This is a genomic window from Halobacillus sp. A5, from assembly GCF_024189315.1.
Lineage (GTDB): Bacteria > Bacillota > Bacilli > Bacillales > Halobacillaceae > Halobacillus_A.
In genome coordinates this window covers 549,128-564,917 of record NZ_JAIZEO010000004.1, presented here as the reverse complement: position 1 = coordinate 564,917, position 15,790 = coordinate 549,128, and the positions used below count along the sequence as shown (strand labels likewise).

The window sequence follows — 15,790 nt, the reverse complement described above, 5'->3', positions numbered from 1 at the left end:
CAGAGACGATGAGGTCAATAGGTCCGAGGTGGAAGCGTGGCGACACGTGCAGCTGACGGATACTAATCAATCGATGACTTAACTACATCCCTTTGTGAAAAATCAACGAATCGTCATGATGTGTTGTCTAACCTCTTATCCAGTTTTGAGGGTTTACCTCAAACCAAATGATGTGGTGGCGACAGCGAAGAGGTCACACCTGTTCCCATGCCGAACACAGCAGTTAAGCTCTTCAGCGCCGATGGTAGTCGGGTTGATCCCCGTGAGAGTAGGACGTTGCCACGTCAGATTTATTTTTCATCTTAATGGGAACTATAATTAATAGTTCACCCACATTATCGCGGGGTAGAGCAGTTCGGTAGCTCGTCGGGCTCATAACCCGGAGGTCGCAGGTTCAAATCCTGCCCCCGCAACCAATTTTTAATCGTAGTACAGACAAAATAGCAGTTTCTTATTAATTCAACGTATGACGTTGAATTATATTAGTAGTTACGATACTTTTAATATAATGGTCCGGTAGTTCAGTTGGTTAGAATGCCTGCCTGTCACGCAGGAGGTCGCGGGTTCGAGTCCCGTCCGGACCGCCATTACATCTTATAATTACAGCCTTAGGGATCAATCCTAAGGCTTTTCTTTTGTTCTTTTTTATTTTCACCTCTTCCTTGGTATAATAAGTTTATTGTGAAGAAGCGTGAGAGGGGTATTTGCTATGGACGAGTTTTCTTTTATCCGGTCGATTCAGCCTGCTGCTTATTTTCAGTCTTCCTTGATTAAAGGAGTGAGTGATGATGCGGCCGTCTTTCGCCAGCCGTCTGAGGATGTTGTGACGGCGGTTGATACGATGGTGGAGGATGTGCATTTCTCTAAAGAAACGATGGATCCTTATCACGTCGGATACCGGGCGTTGGCAGCGAATCTTAGTGATTTGGCAGCAATGGGCAGCAAGCCTGCTTTTTATTTAGTATCGCTGGTCGTTTCAAAGGATTGGTCAGAAGAGGAGCTTAAAGAGCTGTATCGAGGTATGCAGTCACTGGCTAAAGAACACCAGATTGATTTAATTGGCGGCGATACGGTTTCTGGAAAACAGCTTTGTGTATCGATTACTGTATTTGGATACGTGTTAAAAAATAAGGCGCGTTACCGCAATGCGGCTCGTCATGGAGATGTGGTATTTGCGACCGGGACTTTAGGAGATTCACGTGCCGGGCTGGAATGTATACTTAAAGGCAGGCATGACCGGTATTTAATCGATAGGCATCGTCTGCCTTCCCCGCGCGTACGATTTGCGGAGGAATTAGCGTTTTGCCGGCGTGTTGCTTTAAATGATATAAGTGATGGGATTGCCAGTGAAGCGAATGAAATTGCAGAGGCTTCTCAAGTTGATCTTCATTTAAATTTTGAGCAGCTTCCATTTTCTCCTCAGCTGGCTGAGTTCTTTCCTTCTCAATACGAGGAATGGGTTCTGACTGGCGGGGAGGATTTTGAATTGATTGGAACGGTGAATGAACAGGAGTGGCCGCGCGTGCTGGAGGCAGCTGAGAAAACGGGAACTTCTGTGGCTCAGATCGGACGTGTGAAAGATAGCGGAAATACAGGAGCTGTGTATCTTTATAAAGAAGACGTGCGGACTCTTTTAACTAAATCGGGGTATACCCATCTGCAAGAGGAACGTGATTAGCATGACAATGAAGCGAACGATGCTTTCAGAAGACGAAACGAAACAGTTTGCCGAGAGGCTTGGGATATTGCTTACGGCCGGGGACGTCCTCACACTTGAGGGCGATTTAGGCGCAGGAAAAACAACGTTTACCAAAGGGCTGGCTAAAGGGCTTGGAGTTAAACGGACGGTGAACAGTCCGACGTTTACGATTATAAAAGAGTATATGGGCCGTCTGCCGTTTTATCATATGGATGTTTATCGATTAGAGAATAGCGATGAGGATCTGGGTTTTGAGGAGTTTTTCCATGGTAAAGGTGTGACGGTCGTGGAATGGTCACAGTTCATAGAAGAGTATTTACCGGAAGAACGACTGGATATCAGGATCGAATATGTTGATGAAACGACGCGTGTGATCTCTTGTACGGCTCGTTCGTCTCATTTCGAACAAGTGTGCAAGGAGTTGAGTTCATGAATGTACTAGCGATCGATACGTCAAATGATGTGTTAGGACTGGCCGTCGTTAAAGACGGTGTTGTGTCAGGAGAATTAATGACAAACGTGAAGAAGAATCATTCGGTCCGGCTGATGCCTGCGATTGATCAGCTGATGCACGACACTCAGACGAAGCCGGAGGAGTTGGACCGCGTGGCGGTTGCTCACGGTCCAGGCTCGTACACGGGAGTAAGAATCGGGTTAACAACGGCAAAAACGATGGCCTGGTCACTTGGGATTCCGGTTGTCGGAATTTCAAGTTTAGAAGCGGCGGCGAGTCAGGGGAAGCTTTTTTCAGGAGTGATTTGTCCTTTTTTTGATGCGAGACGAGGTCTTGTTTATACAGGGCTGTATGATAATAAAATGAATGTGCTGAAAGAGGAAGCGAATGTGTTGATGACGAATTGGCTTGGCTCGTTAAAGGATATGGATGAACCTGTGCTGTTTCTCAGTCAGGACCTTAAGCTGCATGAAGAGGTCATTACAGAATACCTCGGGGACCAAGCGGTATTTCCTGACGCAGCGTATCACTACCCGCGGCCGTCTTATCTTGCGCTTGCTGCCATAGAAATAAAACCGGCTCCTCTGCATGAACTCGTTCCAAACTATCTGCGTCTGCCTGAAGCTGAAGCGAAGTGGCTTGCTCAACAGGAGAAGCAGTAAATGGCAGCGATTCGACCAATGCTGGAGAGTGATGTAGAGCAGGTGATGGTGGTGGAGAAAGCTACGTTTGCCGTGCCGTGGAACGAAGACACGTTTAGAAGTGAAGTGAACGGAGAGAATCCTTATTCCAATTATTATGTGATTGAAGAAGATGGGCACGTGTTCGGCTATTGCGGCGTGTGGCTGATCATTGATGAGGCCCACGTGACGAATATTGCTATTCATCCCGATTACCGTGGGAAAAAGTACGGCGAGCAGCTGTTTCGTTATTCTTTTGAACAAGTAATTGAAATGGGTGCGATCCAGCTCAGTCTTGAGGTGCGGGTGTCCAATACGGCTGCTCAGCATCTATACCGCAAGTTCGGCCTCGTTCCAGGAGGTATTCGAAAAAATTATTATACGGATGATGGGGAAGACGCAGTAGTAATGTGGGTGGGATTAAAATGAAGGATCAATATATTTTAGCTATAGAAACGAGTTGTGATGAAACAGCTGTGGCAATTGTAAAAAATGAACGCGAGCTGGTAAGCAATGTAGTCGCTTCCCAGATTGAAAGTCATAAGCGCTTTGGCGGAGTGGTTCCAGAGATTGCTTCTCGTCATCATATTGAACAGATTACGATCACTTTAGAAGAAGCACTGACAGAGGCAGAGCTTACGATGGACGATATCGAAGCCATTGCTGTAACAGAAGGACCGGGACTGGTCGGTGCTTTACTTGTGGGTGTAAATGCAGCCAAGGCACTCGCATTTGCCAAACAAAAGCCGCTCGTCGGTGTTCATCATATCGCCGGGCATATATACGCCAACCGGCTGGAAAAAGAATTTGAATTTCCACTGCTTTCTCTCGTCGTCTCAGGGGGCCATACTGAGCTGATTTTAATGGACGAGCACGGAAGCTTCGAAGTCATTGGCGAAACGCGTGACGATGCTGCAGGAGAGGCCTACGACAAAGTGGCCCGGACTCTGACGCTCCCTTACCCGGGAGGGCCGCATATCGATAAACTCGCTCAGGAAGGCGAAGTCACTATTGATTTTCCGCGCGCCTGGTTGGAGGACGGATCTTATGATTTCAGCTTCAGTGGTTTAAAATCAGCAGTTATCAACAAGCTGCACAACGCGAAGCAGAAAAATGAAGACATTCCTCCACAGGATGTTGCGGCAAGCTTTCAGGCCAGTGTCGTAGATGTGTTATCCACAAAAACGGTCCAGGCTGCTAAAGAGCATGGCGTCAAACAGGTAATTGTAGCCGGAGGAGTAGCCGCAAATAAAGGACTGCGGCAGGCGCTGCAGGCTAAATTTACAGATATGGATTGTGAATTACTTATTCCGCCGCTTCACTTATGCACAGATAACGCAGCAATGATTGCTGCGGCTGGAGCGGTAGCTTATCAACAGGGTCACCGCGCAGGCTATGACTTAAATGCCAACCCGGGTCTTGACCTTGAAATGTACGGCAGAAGAGGCTTTTAAGCTCCCTTTAAGTAAGGGAGCTTTTTTTGTGGGTAAGGAAATTATAAAATTTCAAGCTGTGGATAAGCAGTATTGAACAGCAACACCCGGCGTAAGGAACCCTTACACTCGCGTGGTATAGCAGAAGCGAAGGATGCCGTCCTCAAGCTTAATTGCTTATGCGTTTCGTGGTTGCCAATGCGCCTGAGCTATTGTTCTTAATAAAGTTATTCACAACTGTATATTTATACAGTGGATAAAATAAATAGTGTCTTGAATTTTTAAGGGTAGAAAACGTTGCCATAATCTGTGGATAACTTAACTGTTATTTGTGGATAGTGTGAATAAACTTGTTGAAAACCGATGATAACCATACACATCTGTTGAAAAAGGTGTGGATAGTAACACTGTTGTCATACAAGGGTATACAGAAGTGTCTCTTATTCTAAAAGGAATTTTATTTGCTGAAGCTTATATTTACTTCTTAAAACATTGAGTTCCCCTGTATCTTTTGAAATAATTTGGAGTAGAAAGTTTTTAATTCTCATCATGCCCGCAATTTTTGTTGATTTCTTCTTTAATAAAATAAGAAGTGCTTAAGAAAGTATCGGATAAAGGGGATAACAGCCATGTTTTTAAAAACGATCACATTAAAGCATGAACGCGTTCAATCTTTTAATGAATACCCATTTTCCATCCCCGCTATTAGAAACCTTGATCAACTGCACCTAAACACTAAAGTGACATTCTTCGTCGGGGAAAATGGTTCGGGAAAATCCACTCTATTAGAAGCTGTTGCCGATCAATGCGGGTTTAATACGGCGGGAGGCGGACGGAATAATTACTATGACGTTGAAGCTTCCGGATCAGCTCTTGGCGAGTACATCAGGCTGTCATGGATGCCTAAAGTGACGAACGGCTTCTTTCTGAGGGCTGAATCGTTTTACAACTTCGCCTCTCACGTGGATGATGTGAAGGCGGAAGAGGCGTATGGCGGACGCTCCCTTCATCACCAGTCACATGGAGAATCTTTTTTATCCTTATTTACTAACCGTTTTCATGGTAGAGCCCTATATTTACTCGATGAGCCTGAGGCCGCCCTGTCGCCGCAGCGTCAGCTTTCTTTTCTTAAAATTGTTCACGACCTGGCAGAGAAGGATGACTGTCAATTGATCATTGCCACGCATTCTCCTATTCTTTTAGGCTATCCAAATGCCTCTATCCTCAGCTTTGATCATGATACAATTAAAGAAATTGATTACGAGATGACAGACCACTACAAAATTACGAGCTACTTTTTGCAAAATCGGGAGAGGTTTCTCAAAGAAATTTTGGAGGATTGAGCAATGGAGATTAGAGTAGATGATGCAACAGGACCCGAAGTCGTAGATTTAATAACAGGGCATCTTCAGAACATGAAGCTTCATTCCCCGCCGGAAAGCAGACATGTATTAGGTATTGACGTGCTGCGGACGAAGGAGGTTACCTTTTGGAGTGCATGGGAGGATGGGGAACTTGCCGGCTGTGGCGCACTGAAGGAAATTGATCAGCATCACGGCGAAATCAAATCAATGATCACGTCTCCTTCCTATTTAAGAAAAGGTGTGGCGAGTGAGGTTTTACAATTTATCATACGAGAAGCAAAGCAGCGCGGCTATCACCGGCTAAGTCTGGAGACGGGCTCGATGGACGCTTTTGAACCTGCGAAGTGTCTATATCAAAAGCTTGGTTTCCAATACTGCGACCCGTTTGCAGGTTATCAAGAGGATCCAAACAGTGTATTTATGACTAAGCTGCTTTAAAGAAAGGAAGTCTTACATATGATACTCAATATGGAAAATGTCTCGATCCGACGAGGCGACCGCTGGATATTAAATAACATCAACTGGCAGATTGAAAAAGGAGAACACTGGGTACTGCTCGGATTAAACGGCTCCGGGAAAACATTCATTCTCAATCTGCTAAATGCCTACACTTTCGCTACAAAGGGAGAAGTCAACGTACTCGGTATGCAGTTCGGGAAGACCTATCTTGCTGAAAAACTACGCCAGCAGATCGGATTTGTCTCTTCCGCCATCCAGCAGAAAATCCATCAGGGGGATAATGCGTTTGAAGTTGTTCTAAGCGGAGCTTTTGCTTCGATCGGCCTTTATGAAAAGCCGACGGATGAAATGAGGGAGAGAGCGATTTCGCTGCTCGAGGACCTCGGGTGTATTGAATATGCCAATCGTGATTATGATACCCTTTCACAGGGGGAGAGACAGCGTGTGCTCATTGCTCGTGCGTTAATGGCGGAACCTTCACTGCTCATTTTGGATGAACCGACGAACGGTTTGGATTTTATTGCGCGTGAACAATTGCTGGAGTCGATCGAAAAACTTGCACAGAAGCCGGATGCGCCGACAATGATTTATGTGACCCACCACGTGGAAGAAATATTACCCGTCTTTCAGAAAACACTGCTTTTAAAGGAAGGTGAAGTGTTTGATCAAGGGAAGACGGAGGAGTTAATTACAGGTGAGCAGCTAACTCGTTTTTTTGATCTGCCGGTGGAAGTGAGCTGGCATAACGAGCGTCCGTTTCTATCGAAGGTACAGATGGTGAAGAAGTAAAAAAGACTCAGCGTGGCCGCACGCTGAGTCTTCGTTATGAATCGAGACGTTCCCACTCTTCAAGCAAAGCTTCCATTCTTTCATGCAGCTGTTCATTTTCTTCCGTAAGCTTGAGCGACTTCTCGTGGTCCTGAAATACCTCGGGCTCACACAACAAGGCATCGTTTTCCTCGACTTTTGCTTCGAGCTGTTCGATTTCCTTCTCGATTTCCGCAATACGCCGTCTGCGCTTTCGTTCTTCGCTTTTCAACGCTTTATCCTGCTGAAAACTGTTTATAACTTCCTGTTCAGCAGGCTTTGTGGCTGCGGCCTGTGCTGCCAGTTCGGCTTCCTCGATCTCCAGGAGCTCGCGTTCTTCCTGTTTTTTATGAAGATAATAATCATAATCTCCGAGGAAGACGCGCGTCTCCTCCGGCTCCATCTCAACAATCTGAGTGGCGATTTTGTTAATGAAATAACGGTCGTGGGAGACGAATAGAATCGTACCCGGGTAATCGACCAGCGCAGATTCGAGCACTTCTTTGCTGTCTAAATCAAGGTGGTTCGTCGGCTCATCGAGGATCAGCAGATTTGCTTCCTGCATCATCAGCTTCGCCAGCGCGACCCGTGCTTTTTCCCCGCCGCTTAATGCCGATACAGGCTTCAGCACATCTTCTCCTGTAAATAAAAAGTTGCCGAGAATCGTTCGGATGTCTTTTTCATTCTTCAGCGGATAATCGTCCCACAGCTCGTTCAGCACCGTTTTCTTTGAGTTGAGCTTTGTCTGTTCCTGATCATAGTAGCCGATTTGTACATTTGTGCCGATCATAATATTGCCTTCGGCCGTTTTTAAGTCTCCGATAATCGTCTTAAGAAGTGTTGTTTTCCCGACACCGTTCGGACCGACTAAGGCAAAGGAATCCCCGCGCTGAAGATCCAGCGACAAATGCTCGAACACATTACTGGCGGCATCATCATAGCGAAACGCTAAATCACGGATCTTCAGTACATCATTTCCGCTTTTCTTTGCCACCTGAAAGCTGAAGCTTGCAGATTTTTGATCGGTTTTTGGTTTATCGAGCTTATCCATTTTCTCCAGCTGCTTGCGTCGGCTCTGTGCACGTTTACTCGTTGTCGCCCGCACGATATTTTTTTGAATAAACTCTTCCATCTGCTTGATTTCGCTCTGCTGCTTTTCGTAATGCTTCAGCTCAAGCTCATAGTCTTCTTCTTTCTTCTTTAAATAGTCGCTGTAGTTGCCGTGGTATTTCTTTGAACCCCGGTGGGCGATCTCATACACAGTATTTACAATCTCATCTAAGAAATAGCGGTCGTGCGAAACGATGACAACTGCCCCCTCATACCCTTGTAAATACGTCTCAAGCCAGGAGAGCGTGTCGATATCCAGGTGGTTAGTCGGTTCATCTAGAATCAGCACATCCGGCTGTGTTAACAGCAGCTTACCAAGCGCCAGGCGCGTCTTCTGCCCGCCGCTTAACGTCGCAATCGATGTGCTCCAGTTGAAGTCGTGGAAGTTCAGCCCGTTAAGAACCGCCTTAATCTCCGCTTCATATTGATAGCCGCCCGCCAACTTAAAGTAATCCTGCTTCTCATCGTATTTCGTGAGCAGGTGCTGATACTTATCCTGATCAGCAAGCAGGTCAGGATCGGCCATGTCTGCTTCCATCTGTCTTAGTTCACGCTCAAGCTTCTGCAGATGAGCGAACACCTTGTTCATTTCGTTCCAGATCGAATCGTCAGACTGCAGTCCGGTATTCTGAGCCAGGTAGCCCATCGAGACATCCTTCGGTTTAAAAATATCCCCCTCATCATGGCTCATTTCTCCCGCCATCATTTTAAGCAGGGTACTTTTACCGGCTCCGTTACGTCCGACAATCGCGATGCGGTCATTCATTTGTATATCCAGTTTAATATTTTGCAAAATTAACTCCGCGCCAAACCGTTTCGTTAATTGATTCAGTTGCATGAGAATCATGTCGTTTCACCTCAATGAAATAAGTGTATCTTATATCGGACGAGACTAGCAAGGAGAGGTGCTTACGAGATTGTGAACGCTTTAACACTTTCGTTTGATTTTTTGGTAAAATAGGAGTAGTGTTTGAGTAACTACCCCCGTAGCAAAGGAGTCACGGCATGTCTGATTTTACGCATTTCAATGAGCAGGGCAGGGCCCGCATGGTCGACATTTCCGAGAAAAAAGATTCCGTGCGTACCGCGCTTGCCCATTCAAGTATAGAAGTGAACGAAACGATATATCATAAAGTGAACAGCGGCGATATGGAAAAAGGGGACGTGCTTTCTGTCGCACAGATTGCAGGCATTATGGCGGCAAAGAAGACCCCCGACTGGATCCCGATGTGCCATCCGCTGCCGTTAAAAGGCATTGACGTCAACTTTGAATGGGAGACAGGCGGGAAATACATTCTTCACATTCTCGTTTCGGTCAAAACGAAAGGGAACACGGGTGTCGAAATGGAAGCATTAACCGCTGCATCCGCTGCCGCCTTAACCGTATATGACATGTGCAAAGTGGTCGATAAAGGAATGGTGATCGGGCCGACATATTTAGAAGAGAAAACAGGAGGTAAATCCGGCGATTACAAACGATAAAGCCGGTAAGGGGAGGTTGAACCAATGGATATAGAAAATGCAAAAATCCCGCAGGCCACAGCGAAACGCCTGCCATTATACTATCGATTCATTAATAATCTCCATAGCCAGGGCAAGATGAGAGTCTCCTCGAAGGAACTGAGTGAAGCGGTCAAAGTCGACTCCGCGACGATTCGGCGTGATTTCTCCTACTTTGGTGCTTTAGGGAAAAAAGGGTATGGTTATAATGTCGAGTATTTGCTGTCGTTCTTCCGTAAGACACTTGACCAGGATGAGACGACAAGCGTTGCGCTCATCGGTGTCGGGAACTTGGGAACGGCGTTTTTAAACTATAATTTTATGAAGAATAATAATACAAAAATTGAAGTCGCCTTTGACGCTAGAGACGAGCGGATCGGCCAGAAGGTCGGCGGTGTGCCGATCAAGCACATCGACGATTTGGAGAAGCACATGGAAGGCATTTCGGTCGCGATTTTAACTGTACCGTCCTCAGCGGCGCAGGGGATCGCGGACCGGCTGGTGGAGGCGGGCATCTCCGGCGTACTGAACTTTACGCCGGCGCGTATTACCGTCCCATCAAGTGTCCGCGTCCATCACATTGACTTAGCCGTCGAGCTCCAGGCGCTCGTATATTTCTTAAAGCATTATCCTTTAGACGAAGAAGAGGACAGCCAATAAGGTTGGCCTCTTTTTTAAGGTTTTGAGTCGTCTTTTCTTTTAATAATAAAAGCAGTAAACAGTCCTGCACTCTCTGCTAAAAACAACCAGAGGAAAAAGTTTTGAAAAGCAGAAGACATTTCAGGTGATTTTGGATACTTTCCTGTAAATACTCGCCCGTTCCAGTAAATGTAAGCCCCCAGTCTTTCAATTGTAAATATGACTCCGGCAGCTAGGAGAAACGAACAACTTAATAATAAATAGGTTTTGTATTTCATTAACTCGCCCCGCTTTAATAAGTATAAATTTACCATACCAGGAATTATAACACTCTTTAACTAAGAACTAGAGAATCTATTTTGAGCAGCAAACAATGTGATGTGAAAGTATAGAAGTGATAAAATAGAGGTTATTCAATAGTCCAGAATAATGAAGGTGAGTACTTTGAAGAGAATACCGAACAAATGGCTGGTCGTCATTTCCGTTTTATTCGGAACGTTCACCGTCATTTTAAATAACAGTATGCTCAACCCTATCCTGCCCCGCTTTATCGACGTATTTGACGCCGATGCAGTGGCGGTCGGTTGGATTTTAACGATTTTTATGGTCTCGATGGGGATGGCGATGCCGTTAACCGGCTACTTAGGGGATCGCTTTGGAAAAAAGAAAGTCTATATCGCCGGGCTCTGCCTGTTTATCGCAGGCTCGGTTTCCGGCCTCTTATCACAGACGCTCGGCATGGTCATTATATCACGGGCGATACAGGGAATTGCCGGCGGGTTTATGATGCCGATTGCGATGGCGTTGATTTTTAATTCGTTTCCACGCCACGAACGCGGGCTGGCTGTCGGTGTATACGGTGTGGCTGCGATGGTGGCGCCGGCAATTGGTCCGACGGTCGGCGGGTTAATCATTCAGTTTCTGGACTGGCCGTGGCTGTTTGCGTTCAACATTCCGTTTGGCGTACTCGGCCTCATGTTATCCGTAAAGTTTCTTGAGCCGACGGAAACTCATCCGGAGAAAAAGTTTGACTATATCGGCTTTGGCATGATTACGCTCGGGATCGGAGCGGTTCTGTTTGCGCTCGGCCGCGGCCGGGAGCTTGAGATGCTTGCTGATCCTTTGAATCTCACGCTCATCATCGCAGGTCTTGCAGCCATTGCGGCGTTCGTTATGTATGAAAATCGTCAGGACGATCCACTTCTGAACTTATCCGTCTTTAAAGTGCCGACATATTCCGTCTCGATTCTCGTCACTTCAGCGGCTTCGATCGGATTGTTCTCCGGCATCTTCCTGCTGCCGCTGCTCATTCAAGTCGTCTACGGCTTAAATGAAGTAATGACAGGGCTGTTGTTTTTACCGGCGGCCGCGGCGAGCGGAATCTTTATGTCCATTGGAGGACGGCTGCTTGATAAAAAAGGGCCGCGCTACGTCGTGCCTCCTGGTCTTGCCATTATGGCGGCAGCAACGATCGGACTCGGGATGCTGACGACTCATACGCCGTACTGGCTGATTCTCCTGTTGAATTCCGTGCGAGGCATAGGGATGGGAATGGGGAATATGCCGGCTACGACGTCAGGGATGAATTCAATTCCTGAGCATCTCGTTGCGCAGGGATCAGCGATGAACAACATCATCCGCCAGATTTCCTCGTCGCTTGGGATCGTCTTTTTCTCCATTTATTACGAAGTCAGAAGAGCACAGGTCGTTTCAAGCCCGGATATGGACATGCAGGCGGCAACGCTGCAGACGTTAAATGAAGCGTTTCTTGTCTCAGCAGCTGTTCTTTTACTCGCGCTGCCGTTTTCCTTTGTGTTAAAAGGAGTACAGGACGATAAAGCATAAAAAAATGCTGAAGGAGCTACTCCAGCTCTTCTTCAGCATTTTTTTCATTCCGCCCGCGCCATTCCCGCGCAAGCAGTCCGTAAATAAACATGTCGTACGCTTCCCCGTCGCGGAGAATAAACTCACGCTGCGCGCCTTCATACGTAAAGCCAAGCTTCTCATACAGCCATAACGCCGGCTGATTGTATTCAAAGACGGTCAGCTGCAGACGGTGAAGGTTCAACTCATCAAAGGCGTAGTTAATTAAAAGCTCCATCGCTTCAGAGCCATAACCTTTCCCTTGATGGTCTGCATCGCCAATCGCAATCCCGACCCAGCCGTTGCGCTGATTCCACAGGATCCCGTCAAGCTCTACATAGCCGATCAGCGACTCCCCGTCACAAATCGAGAAAAGAAAGGAATTGTCGCTTTCACCTGTATCATCGCGCCACTGTTTTAACGAATCATAGGATCGCGGCTGCGCGGCTGCCGCATCGAAGCGGCGCAGGAAGAGAGAATGGTTAAACCAGGTTGAGATTTGCTCTAGATGCTCATCTGTCACGGGGCCAAGCCGGACACGGTGACCGTGTAAGATGGCTTTCATCACGAAACCTCCTGTCTCTATTTCTTATTCTCATTCTTCTTCTGTTTAATCTTCAGATGAATGTTAATCAAGCGGATCGTCACCGCAAAGTTAAACGTCGCAATCACGGCCGGAAGCAGAGTCGTGAAATCCCAGACAGTCTCAGACTCCATGCTGGCCGCAATATACGTGAAGGCCACCCCCATAAAGAAGTAGATAGCCGCCATCGTCAGCGGAGAGGCTCTCATATTAGAACAACCCTCCTAATACGATCGTCTGCAGCTGCTCCTGCATGCGCCGGATGTCTTCCTCTGTATAGAAAAGCTGCGTAATGACCACGAACGAGTTCATCGCCATGTGAGCCACAATCGGCGTAATGATGCTTTTCGTTTTTACATAGAGGAAAGCGAATACCACTCCCATAGAGAAGTAGACAAGCATGTGCAGGAAGTCGAAGTGAAAAGCGCCGAAGATCACAGAAGAAAGCAGGACAGCTAACAGGAAGTTCGTGCGCTTATACACCTGCCCGAAAATCACCTTACGAAAAATGATTTCTTCTGTTATAGGAGCGAACACAACGGGTAATAAAATGAACAGCGGTGATTCTCTCGCAATGCTCATTAAGTCCATTGTATTCTCAGAACCCATCGGTATTCCGAAAATTTCTGTTTCAATCGTAGCGGCAATTCCCTGAGCGAACAAGGCCATAAATACACCGAGAATCGACCAGAGCACAATTTTTCCTTTAGAAGAACGTTCCCTGCGCAATTGCGGATCCGTCATATCAGGTTTTAGCAGGCGTAATATAACAATGGTGGCAACTGTGAAGCTGATAATCGACCATACAGCGATCGCATCAGACTCACCGAGTCCAAACAGAAACATCAGCGGCAGTCCAATAAAGGAAGACAGCTGTGCAATGATATACGTAATAATAATCCACCAATATCGTTTTGGCATATGCATAACTCCTTTTTAGTGAAAAAACAGGGTGTTTCCATACTTTATGTATTTTATCATAATTTAAATACAACCCCTAAGAATAAAGGCTTAAGCCCGTGCGAACATTGTAGAAAAAAGTTGATAAAAAATTGATAGTTTCTACTTGAAAATCAAAAGTGAATTGATTATTATAAGAATTGTGTTAGCACTCAGCATAAACGAGTGCTAATAAACGACATGGATCGAAATATGAACCTGACTAAGGAGGGTGTCCTAATTGTTAAAACCATTAGGTGATCGTATTGTTATTGAATTAGTAGAGGAAGAACAAACGACAGCAAGCGGAATCGTACTTCCGGATTCTGCGAAAGAAAAGCCGCAGGAAGGCAAAGTCGTTGCAGTAGGTACAGGCCGTGTAACTGAAAACAATGAGAGGGTCGCACTTGAAGTAAGTGCCGGAGACCATGTCATTTACTCGAAGTTTGCCGGTACTGAAGTGAAGTTCGAAGGCAGCGAATACTTAATTATCCGCGAAAGCGATATTTTAGCAGTCGTTCAGTAAGACCTTAAGCACCATCTATTCTATCGATACGAAATTTGATAAGGAGGGCATTTTATTATGGCTAAAGAACTAAAGTTTAGTGAAGACGCTCGCCGCTCCATGCTGCGCGGTGTAGATACATTGGCAGATGCCGTTAAAGTAACACTAGGACCAAAAGGACGTAACGTTGTCCTTGATAAAAAATTCGGATCTCCGCTGATTACAAATGACGGGGTAACCATCGCGAAAGAAATCGAACTGGAAGACCACTTCGAAAACATGGGTGCACAGCTTGTGTCTGAAGTTGCTTCTAAAACAAACGACGTTGCCGGTGACGGTACAACTACAGCAACAGTACTTGCACAGGCTATGATCCGTGAAGGACTTAAAAACGTAACTTCCGGCGCGAATCCAGTAGGCATCCGCCGCGGAATTGAAAAAGCAACAGCTGTTGCTACAGAAGAGCTGCGCAAAATCTCTAAGCCGATCGAAGGCAAAGAGTCCATCTCCCAGGTAGCTTCCATCTCAGCATCTGATGATGAAGTAGGACAGCTTATCGCTGAAGCCATGGAGCGCGTAGGTAACGACGGAGTTATTACAATTGAAGAATCTAAAGGATTCAACACTGAACTAGAAGTAGTTGAAGGAATGCAGTTCGACCGCGGATATGCTTCCCCATACATGGTTTCTGACCAGGATAAAATGGAAGCGGTTCTAGAAGATCCTTATATTCTGATTACTGATAAGAAAATCAACAACATCCAGGAAGTTCTTCCTGTCCTTGAGCAGGTGGTACAACAGTCCAAGCCGCTTCTATTAATCTCTGAAGACGTAGAAGGCGAAGCACTGGCTACACTCGTTGTAAACAAACTTCGCGGAACATTCAACGCCGTATCTGTTAAAGCACCAGGCTTTGGCGATCGTCGTAAAGCAATGCTTGAAGATATCGCTGCCCTTACAGGCGGTCAAGTGATTACAGAAGATCTAGGACTAGATCTGAAGAATACTACTCTTGATCAATTAGGCCGTGCTTCTAAAGCAGTCATTACAAAAGAAAACACAACAATCGTTGAAGGTGCCGGAAACCCAGAGCAAATCGCTTCCCGCGTTTCTCAAATCCGCGCACAGGCAGAAGAATCTACTTCTGAATTCGACAAAGAAAAATTACAAGAGCGCTTAGCTAAGCTTTCAGGCGGAGTAGCCGTCATCAAAGTCGGTGCTGCTACTGAAACAGAGCTGAAAGAACGTAAACTACGCATTGAAGACGCCCTTAACTCTACTCGAGCAGCAGTAGAAGAAGGCATCGTAGCAGGCGGCGGTACAGCACTTGTAAACATCATCAAGTCAGTAGAAGGTCTCGGCCTCGTTGACGATGAAGCAACAGGTGCAAGCATCGTTCTACGCGCCCTTGAAGAGCCAGTACGTCAAATCGTACACAATGCCGGACAAGAAGGATCCATCATTGTAGAGCGCTTGAAAGGCGAAGCTGTAGGTGTTGGCTTCAACGCAGCAACAGGCGAATGGGTGAACATGGTTGAGCAGGGAATCGTAGACCCAACCAAAGTTACTCGTTCCGCACTGCAGAACGCAGCGTCCGTAGCGGCTATGTTCCTAACTACTGAAGCAGTAGTTGCTGACCTTCCAGAAGAAGAAGGTTCTGGCGGCGGAATGCCTGATATGGGCGGTATGGGTGGAATGGGCGGCATGATGTAAGCTGTCTTCAAACCCTTTGCTACACAAGGATTTGAAACCCTA

The 15,790-nt window shown here is 46.4% G+C and carries 18 protein-coding genes, 2 tRNA genes and 2 rRNA genes; 17 read left to right on the top strand and 5 right to left on the bottom strand.

The annotated features are described in order from the left end of the window. The 12 genes from LF822_RS17970 to LF822_RS17915 all read left to right on the top strand — a co-directional run. Window positions 1–86, top strand: a 23S ribosomal RNA gene (locus tag LF822_RS17970); the annotation flags it as partial. Between the two features lie 85 nt (window positions 87–171). After that, a 5S ribosomal RNA gene (gene rrf / locus LF822_RS17965) occupies window positions 172–285 on the top strand. A 54-nt stretch (window positions 286–339) separates the two neighbouring features. Beyond that, window positions 340–416: transfer RNA gene (locus tag LF822_RS17960), tRNA-Met, on the top strand. Between the two features lie 94 nt (window positions 417–510). Next, a tRNA-Asp gene (locus LF822_RS17955) sits at window positions 511–587 on the top strand. A 122-nt stretch (window positions 588–709) separates the two neighbouring features. Further along, window positions 710–1,678, top strand: a complete 969-nt coding sequence (gene thiL, locus LF822_RS17950; protein WP_253925449.1) for a thiamine-phosphate kinase — start codon at window positions 710–712, stop codon at window positions 1,676–1,678. 7 nt (window positions 1,679–1,685) lie between these two features. Then, window positions 1,686–2,132 carry a tRNA (adenosine(37)-N6)-threonylcarbamoyltransferase complex ATPase subunit type 1 TsaE gene (gene tsaE, locus LF822_RS17945; RefSeq protein WP_253925477.1) on the top strand — a complete coding sequence of 149 codons (447 nt, stop codon included), beginning with the start codon at window positions 1,686–1,688 and terminating at the stop codon, window positions 2,130–2,132. After that, window positions 2,129–2,815, top strand: coding sequence for a tRNA (adenosine(37)-N6)-threonylcarbamoyltransferase complex dimerization subunit type 1 TsaB (tsaB, locus tag LF822_RS17940; RefSeq protein ID WP_253925448.1), 687 nt, complete (start codon window positions 2,129–2,131; stop codon window positions 2,813–2,815). Before tsaE ends, tsaB begins: the two co-directional genes overlap by 4 nt. After that, window positions 2,816–3,262, top strand: coding sequence for a ribosomal protein S18-alanine N-acetyltransferase (gene rimI, locus LF822_RS17935; protein WP_253925447.1), 447 nt, complete (start codon window positions 2,816–2,818; stop codon window positions 3,260–3,262). Beyond that, on the top strand, window positions 3,259–4,287 hold the full coding sequence (gene tsaD / locus LF822_RS17930) for a tRNA (adenosine(37)-N6)-threonylcarbamoyltransferase complex transferase subunit TsaD (protein ID WP_253925446.1): 1,029 nt from the start codon (window positions 3,259–3,261) through the stop codon (window positions 4,285–4,287). The genes rimI and tsaD overlap by 4 nt, the downstream gene beginning before the upstream one ends. A 608-nt stretch (window positions 4,288–4,895) precedes the next feature. Then, window positions 4,896–5,609 carry an AAA family ATPase gene (locus LF822_RS17925; protein ID WP_253925445.1) on the top strand — a complete coding sequence of 238 codons (714 nt, stop codon included), beginning with the start codon at window positions 4,896–4,898 and terminating at the stop codon, window positions 5,607–5,609. 3 nt (window positions 5,610–5,612) lie between these two features. Then, window positions 5,613–6,068: a GNAT family N-acetyltransferase gene (locus tag LF822_RS17920; RefSeq protein WP_253925444.1), complete on the top strand. Its 456-nt coding sequence runs from the start codon at window positions 5,613–5,615 to the stop codon at window positions 6,066–6,068. Between the two features lie 18 nt (window positions 6,069–6,086). Further along, window positions 6,087–6,878 (top strand): ABC transporter ATP-binding protein, encoded by a 792-nt coding sequence (locus tag LF822_RS17915; RefSeq protein WP_253925443.1) that lies wholly within the window; start codon window positions 6,087–6,089, stop codon window positions 6,876–6,878. 34 nt (window positions 6,879–6,912) lie between these two features. Here the strand turns inward: LF822_RS17915 and abc-f are convergent, their stop codons facing one another. Beyond that, complete coding sequence (gene abc-f, locus LF822_RS17910; protein ID WP_253925442.1) at window positions 6,913–8,853, bottom strand: ribosomal protection-like ABC-F family protein; 1,941 nt, start codon at window positions 8,851–8,853, stop codon at window positions 6,913–6,915. A gap of 158 nt (window positions 8,854–9,011) precedes the next feature. On the opposite strand from abc-f, the gene moaC reads away from it, so the two are divergent. Together moaC and LF822_RS17900 are read left to right on the top strand one after the other, a co-directional pair. Continuing rightward, window positions 9,012–9,488, top strand: a complete 477-nt coding sequence (moaC, locus tag LF822_RS17905; RefSeq protein ID WP_253925441.1) for a cyclic pyranopterin monophosphate synthase MoaC — start codon at window positions 9,012–9,014, stop codon at window positions 9,486–9,488. A 24-nt stretch (window positions 9,489–9,512) separates the two neighbouring features. Beyond that, a complete protein-coding gene (locus tag LF822_RS17900) occupies window positions 9,513–10,166 on the top strand; it encodes a redox-sensing transcriptional repressor Rex (protein WP_253925440.1) in 654 nt (217 codons plus the stop codon). A gap of 14 nt (window positions 10,167–10,180) precedes the next feature. Here LF822_RS17900 and LF822_RS17895 read toward each other — a convergent pair whose 3' ends face one another. Further along, complete coding sequence (locus tag LF822_RS17895) at window positions 10,181–10,423, bottom strand: hypothetical protein (protein ID WP_253925439.1); 243 nt, start codon at window positions 10,421–10,423, stop codon at window positions 10,181–10,183. A gap of 166 nt (window positions 10,424–10,589) precedes the next feature. On the opposite strand from LF822_RS17895, the gene LF822_RS17890 reads away from it, so the two are divergent. Beyond that, window positions 10,590–11,990 carry an MDR family MFS transporter gene (locus LF822_RS17890; protein ID WP_253925438.1) on the top strand — a complete coding sequence of 467 codons (1,401 nt, stop codon included), beginning with the start codon at window positions 10,590–10,592 and terminating at the stop codon, window positions 11,988–11,990. Window positions 11,991–12,006: 16 nt separating this feature from the next. Here LF822_RS17890 and LF822_RS17885 read toward each other — a convergent pair whose 3' ends face one another. From LF822_RS17885 to LF822_RS17875, 3 genes are read right to left on the bottom strand one after another with little or no spacing between them, the layout of a single operon-like run. After that, window positions 12,007–12,573: a GNAT family N-acetyltransferase gene (locus LF822_RS17885; RefSeq protein WP_253925437.1), complete on the bottom strand. Its 567-nt coding sequence runs from the start codon at window positions 12,571–12,573 to the stop codon at window positions 12,007–12,009. A gap of 17 nt (window positions 12,574–12,590) precedes the next feature. Then, the gene (locus LF822_RS17880) at window positions 12,591–12,800 is read right to left on the bottom strand and encodes a YdiK family protein (protein ID WP_253925436.1); all 210 of its coding nucleotides are present in this window, start codon (window positions 12,798–12,800) and stop codon (window positions 12,591–12,593) included. 1 nt (window position 12,801) lies between these two features. Further along, entirely contained in the window at window positions 12,802–13,512 is a 711-nt protein-coding gene (locus tag LF822_RS17875; RefSeq protein ID WP_253925435.1) for a CPBP family intramembrane glutamic endopeptidase, read from the bottom strand. Window positions 13,513–13,771: 259 nt separating this feature from the next. Between LF822_RS17875 and groES the strand changes: the two genes are divergently transcribed. Both groES and groL read left to right on the top strand, forming a co-directional pair. Then, the gene (gene groES, locus LF822_RS17870; protein WP_253925434.1) at window positions 13,772–14,056 is read left to right on the top strand and encodes a co-chaperone GroES; all 285 of its coding nucleotides are present in this window, start codon (window positions 13,772–13,774) and stop codon (window positions 14,054–14,056) included. Window positions 14,057–14,113: 57 nt separating this feature from the next. Further along, on the top strand, window positions 14,114–15,748 hold the full coding sequence (groL, locus tag LF822_RS17865) for a chaperonin GroEL (RefSeq protein ID WP_253925433.1): 1,635 nt from the start codon (window positions 14,114–14,116) through the stop codon (window positions 15,746–15,748). Window positions 15,749–15,790 lie beyond the last annotated feature (42 nt).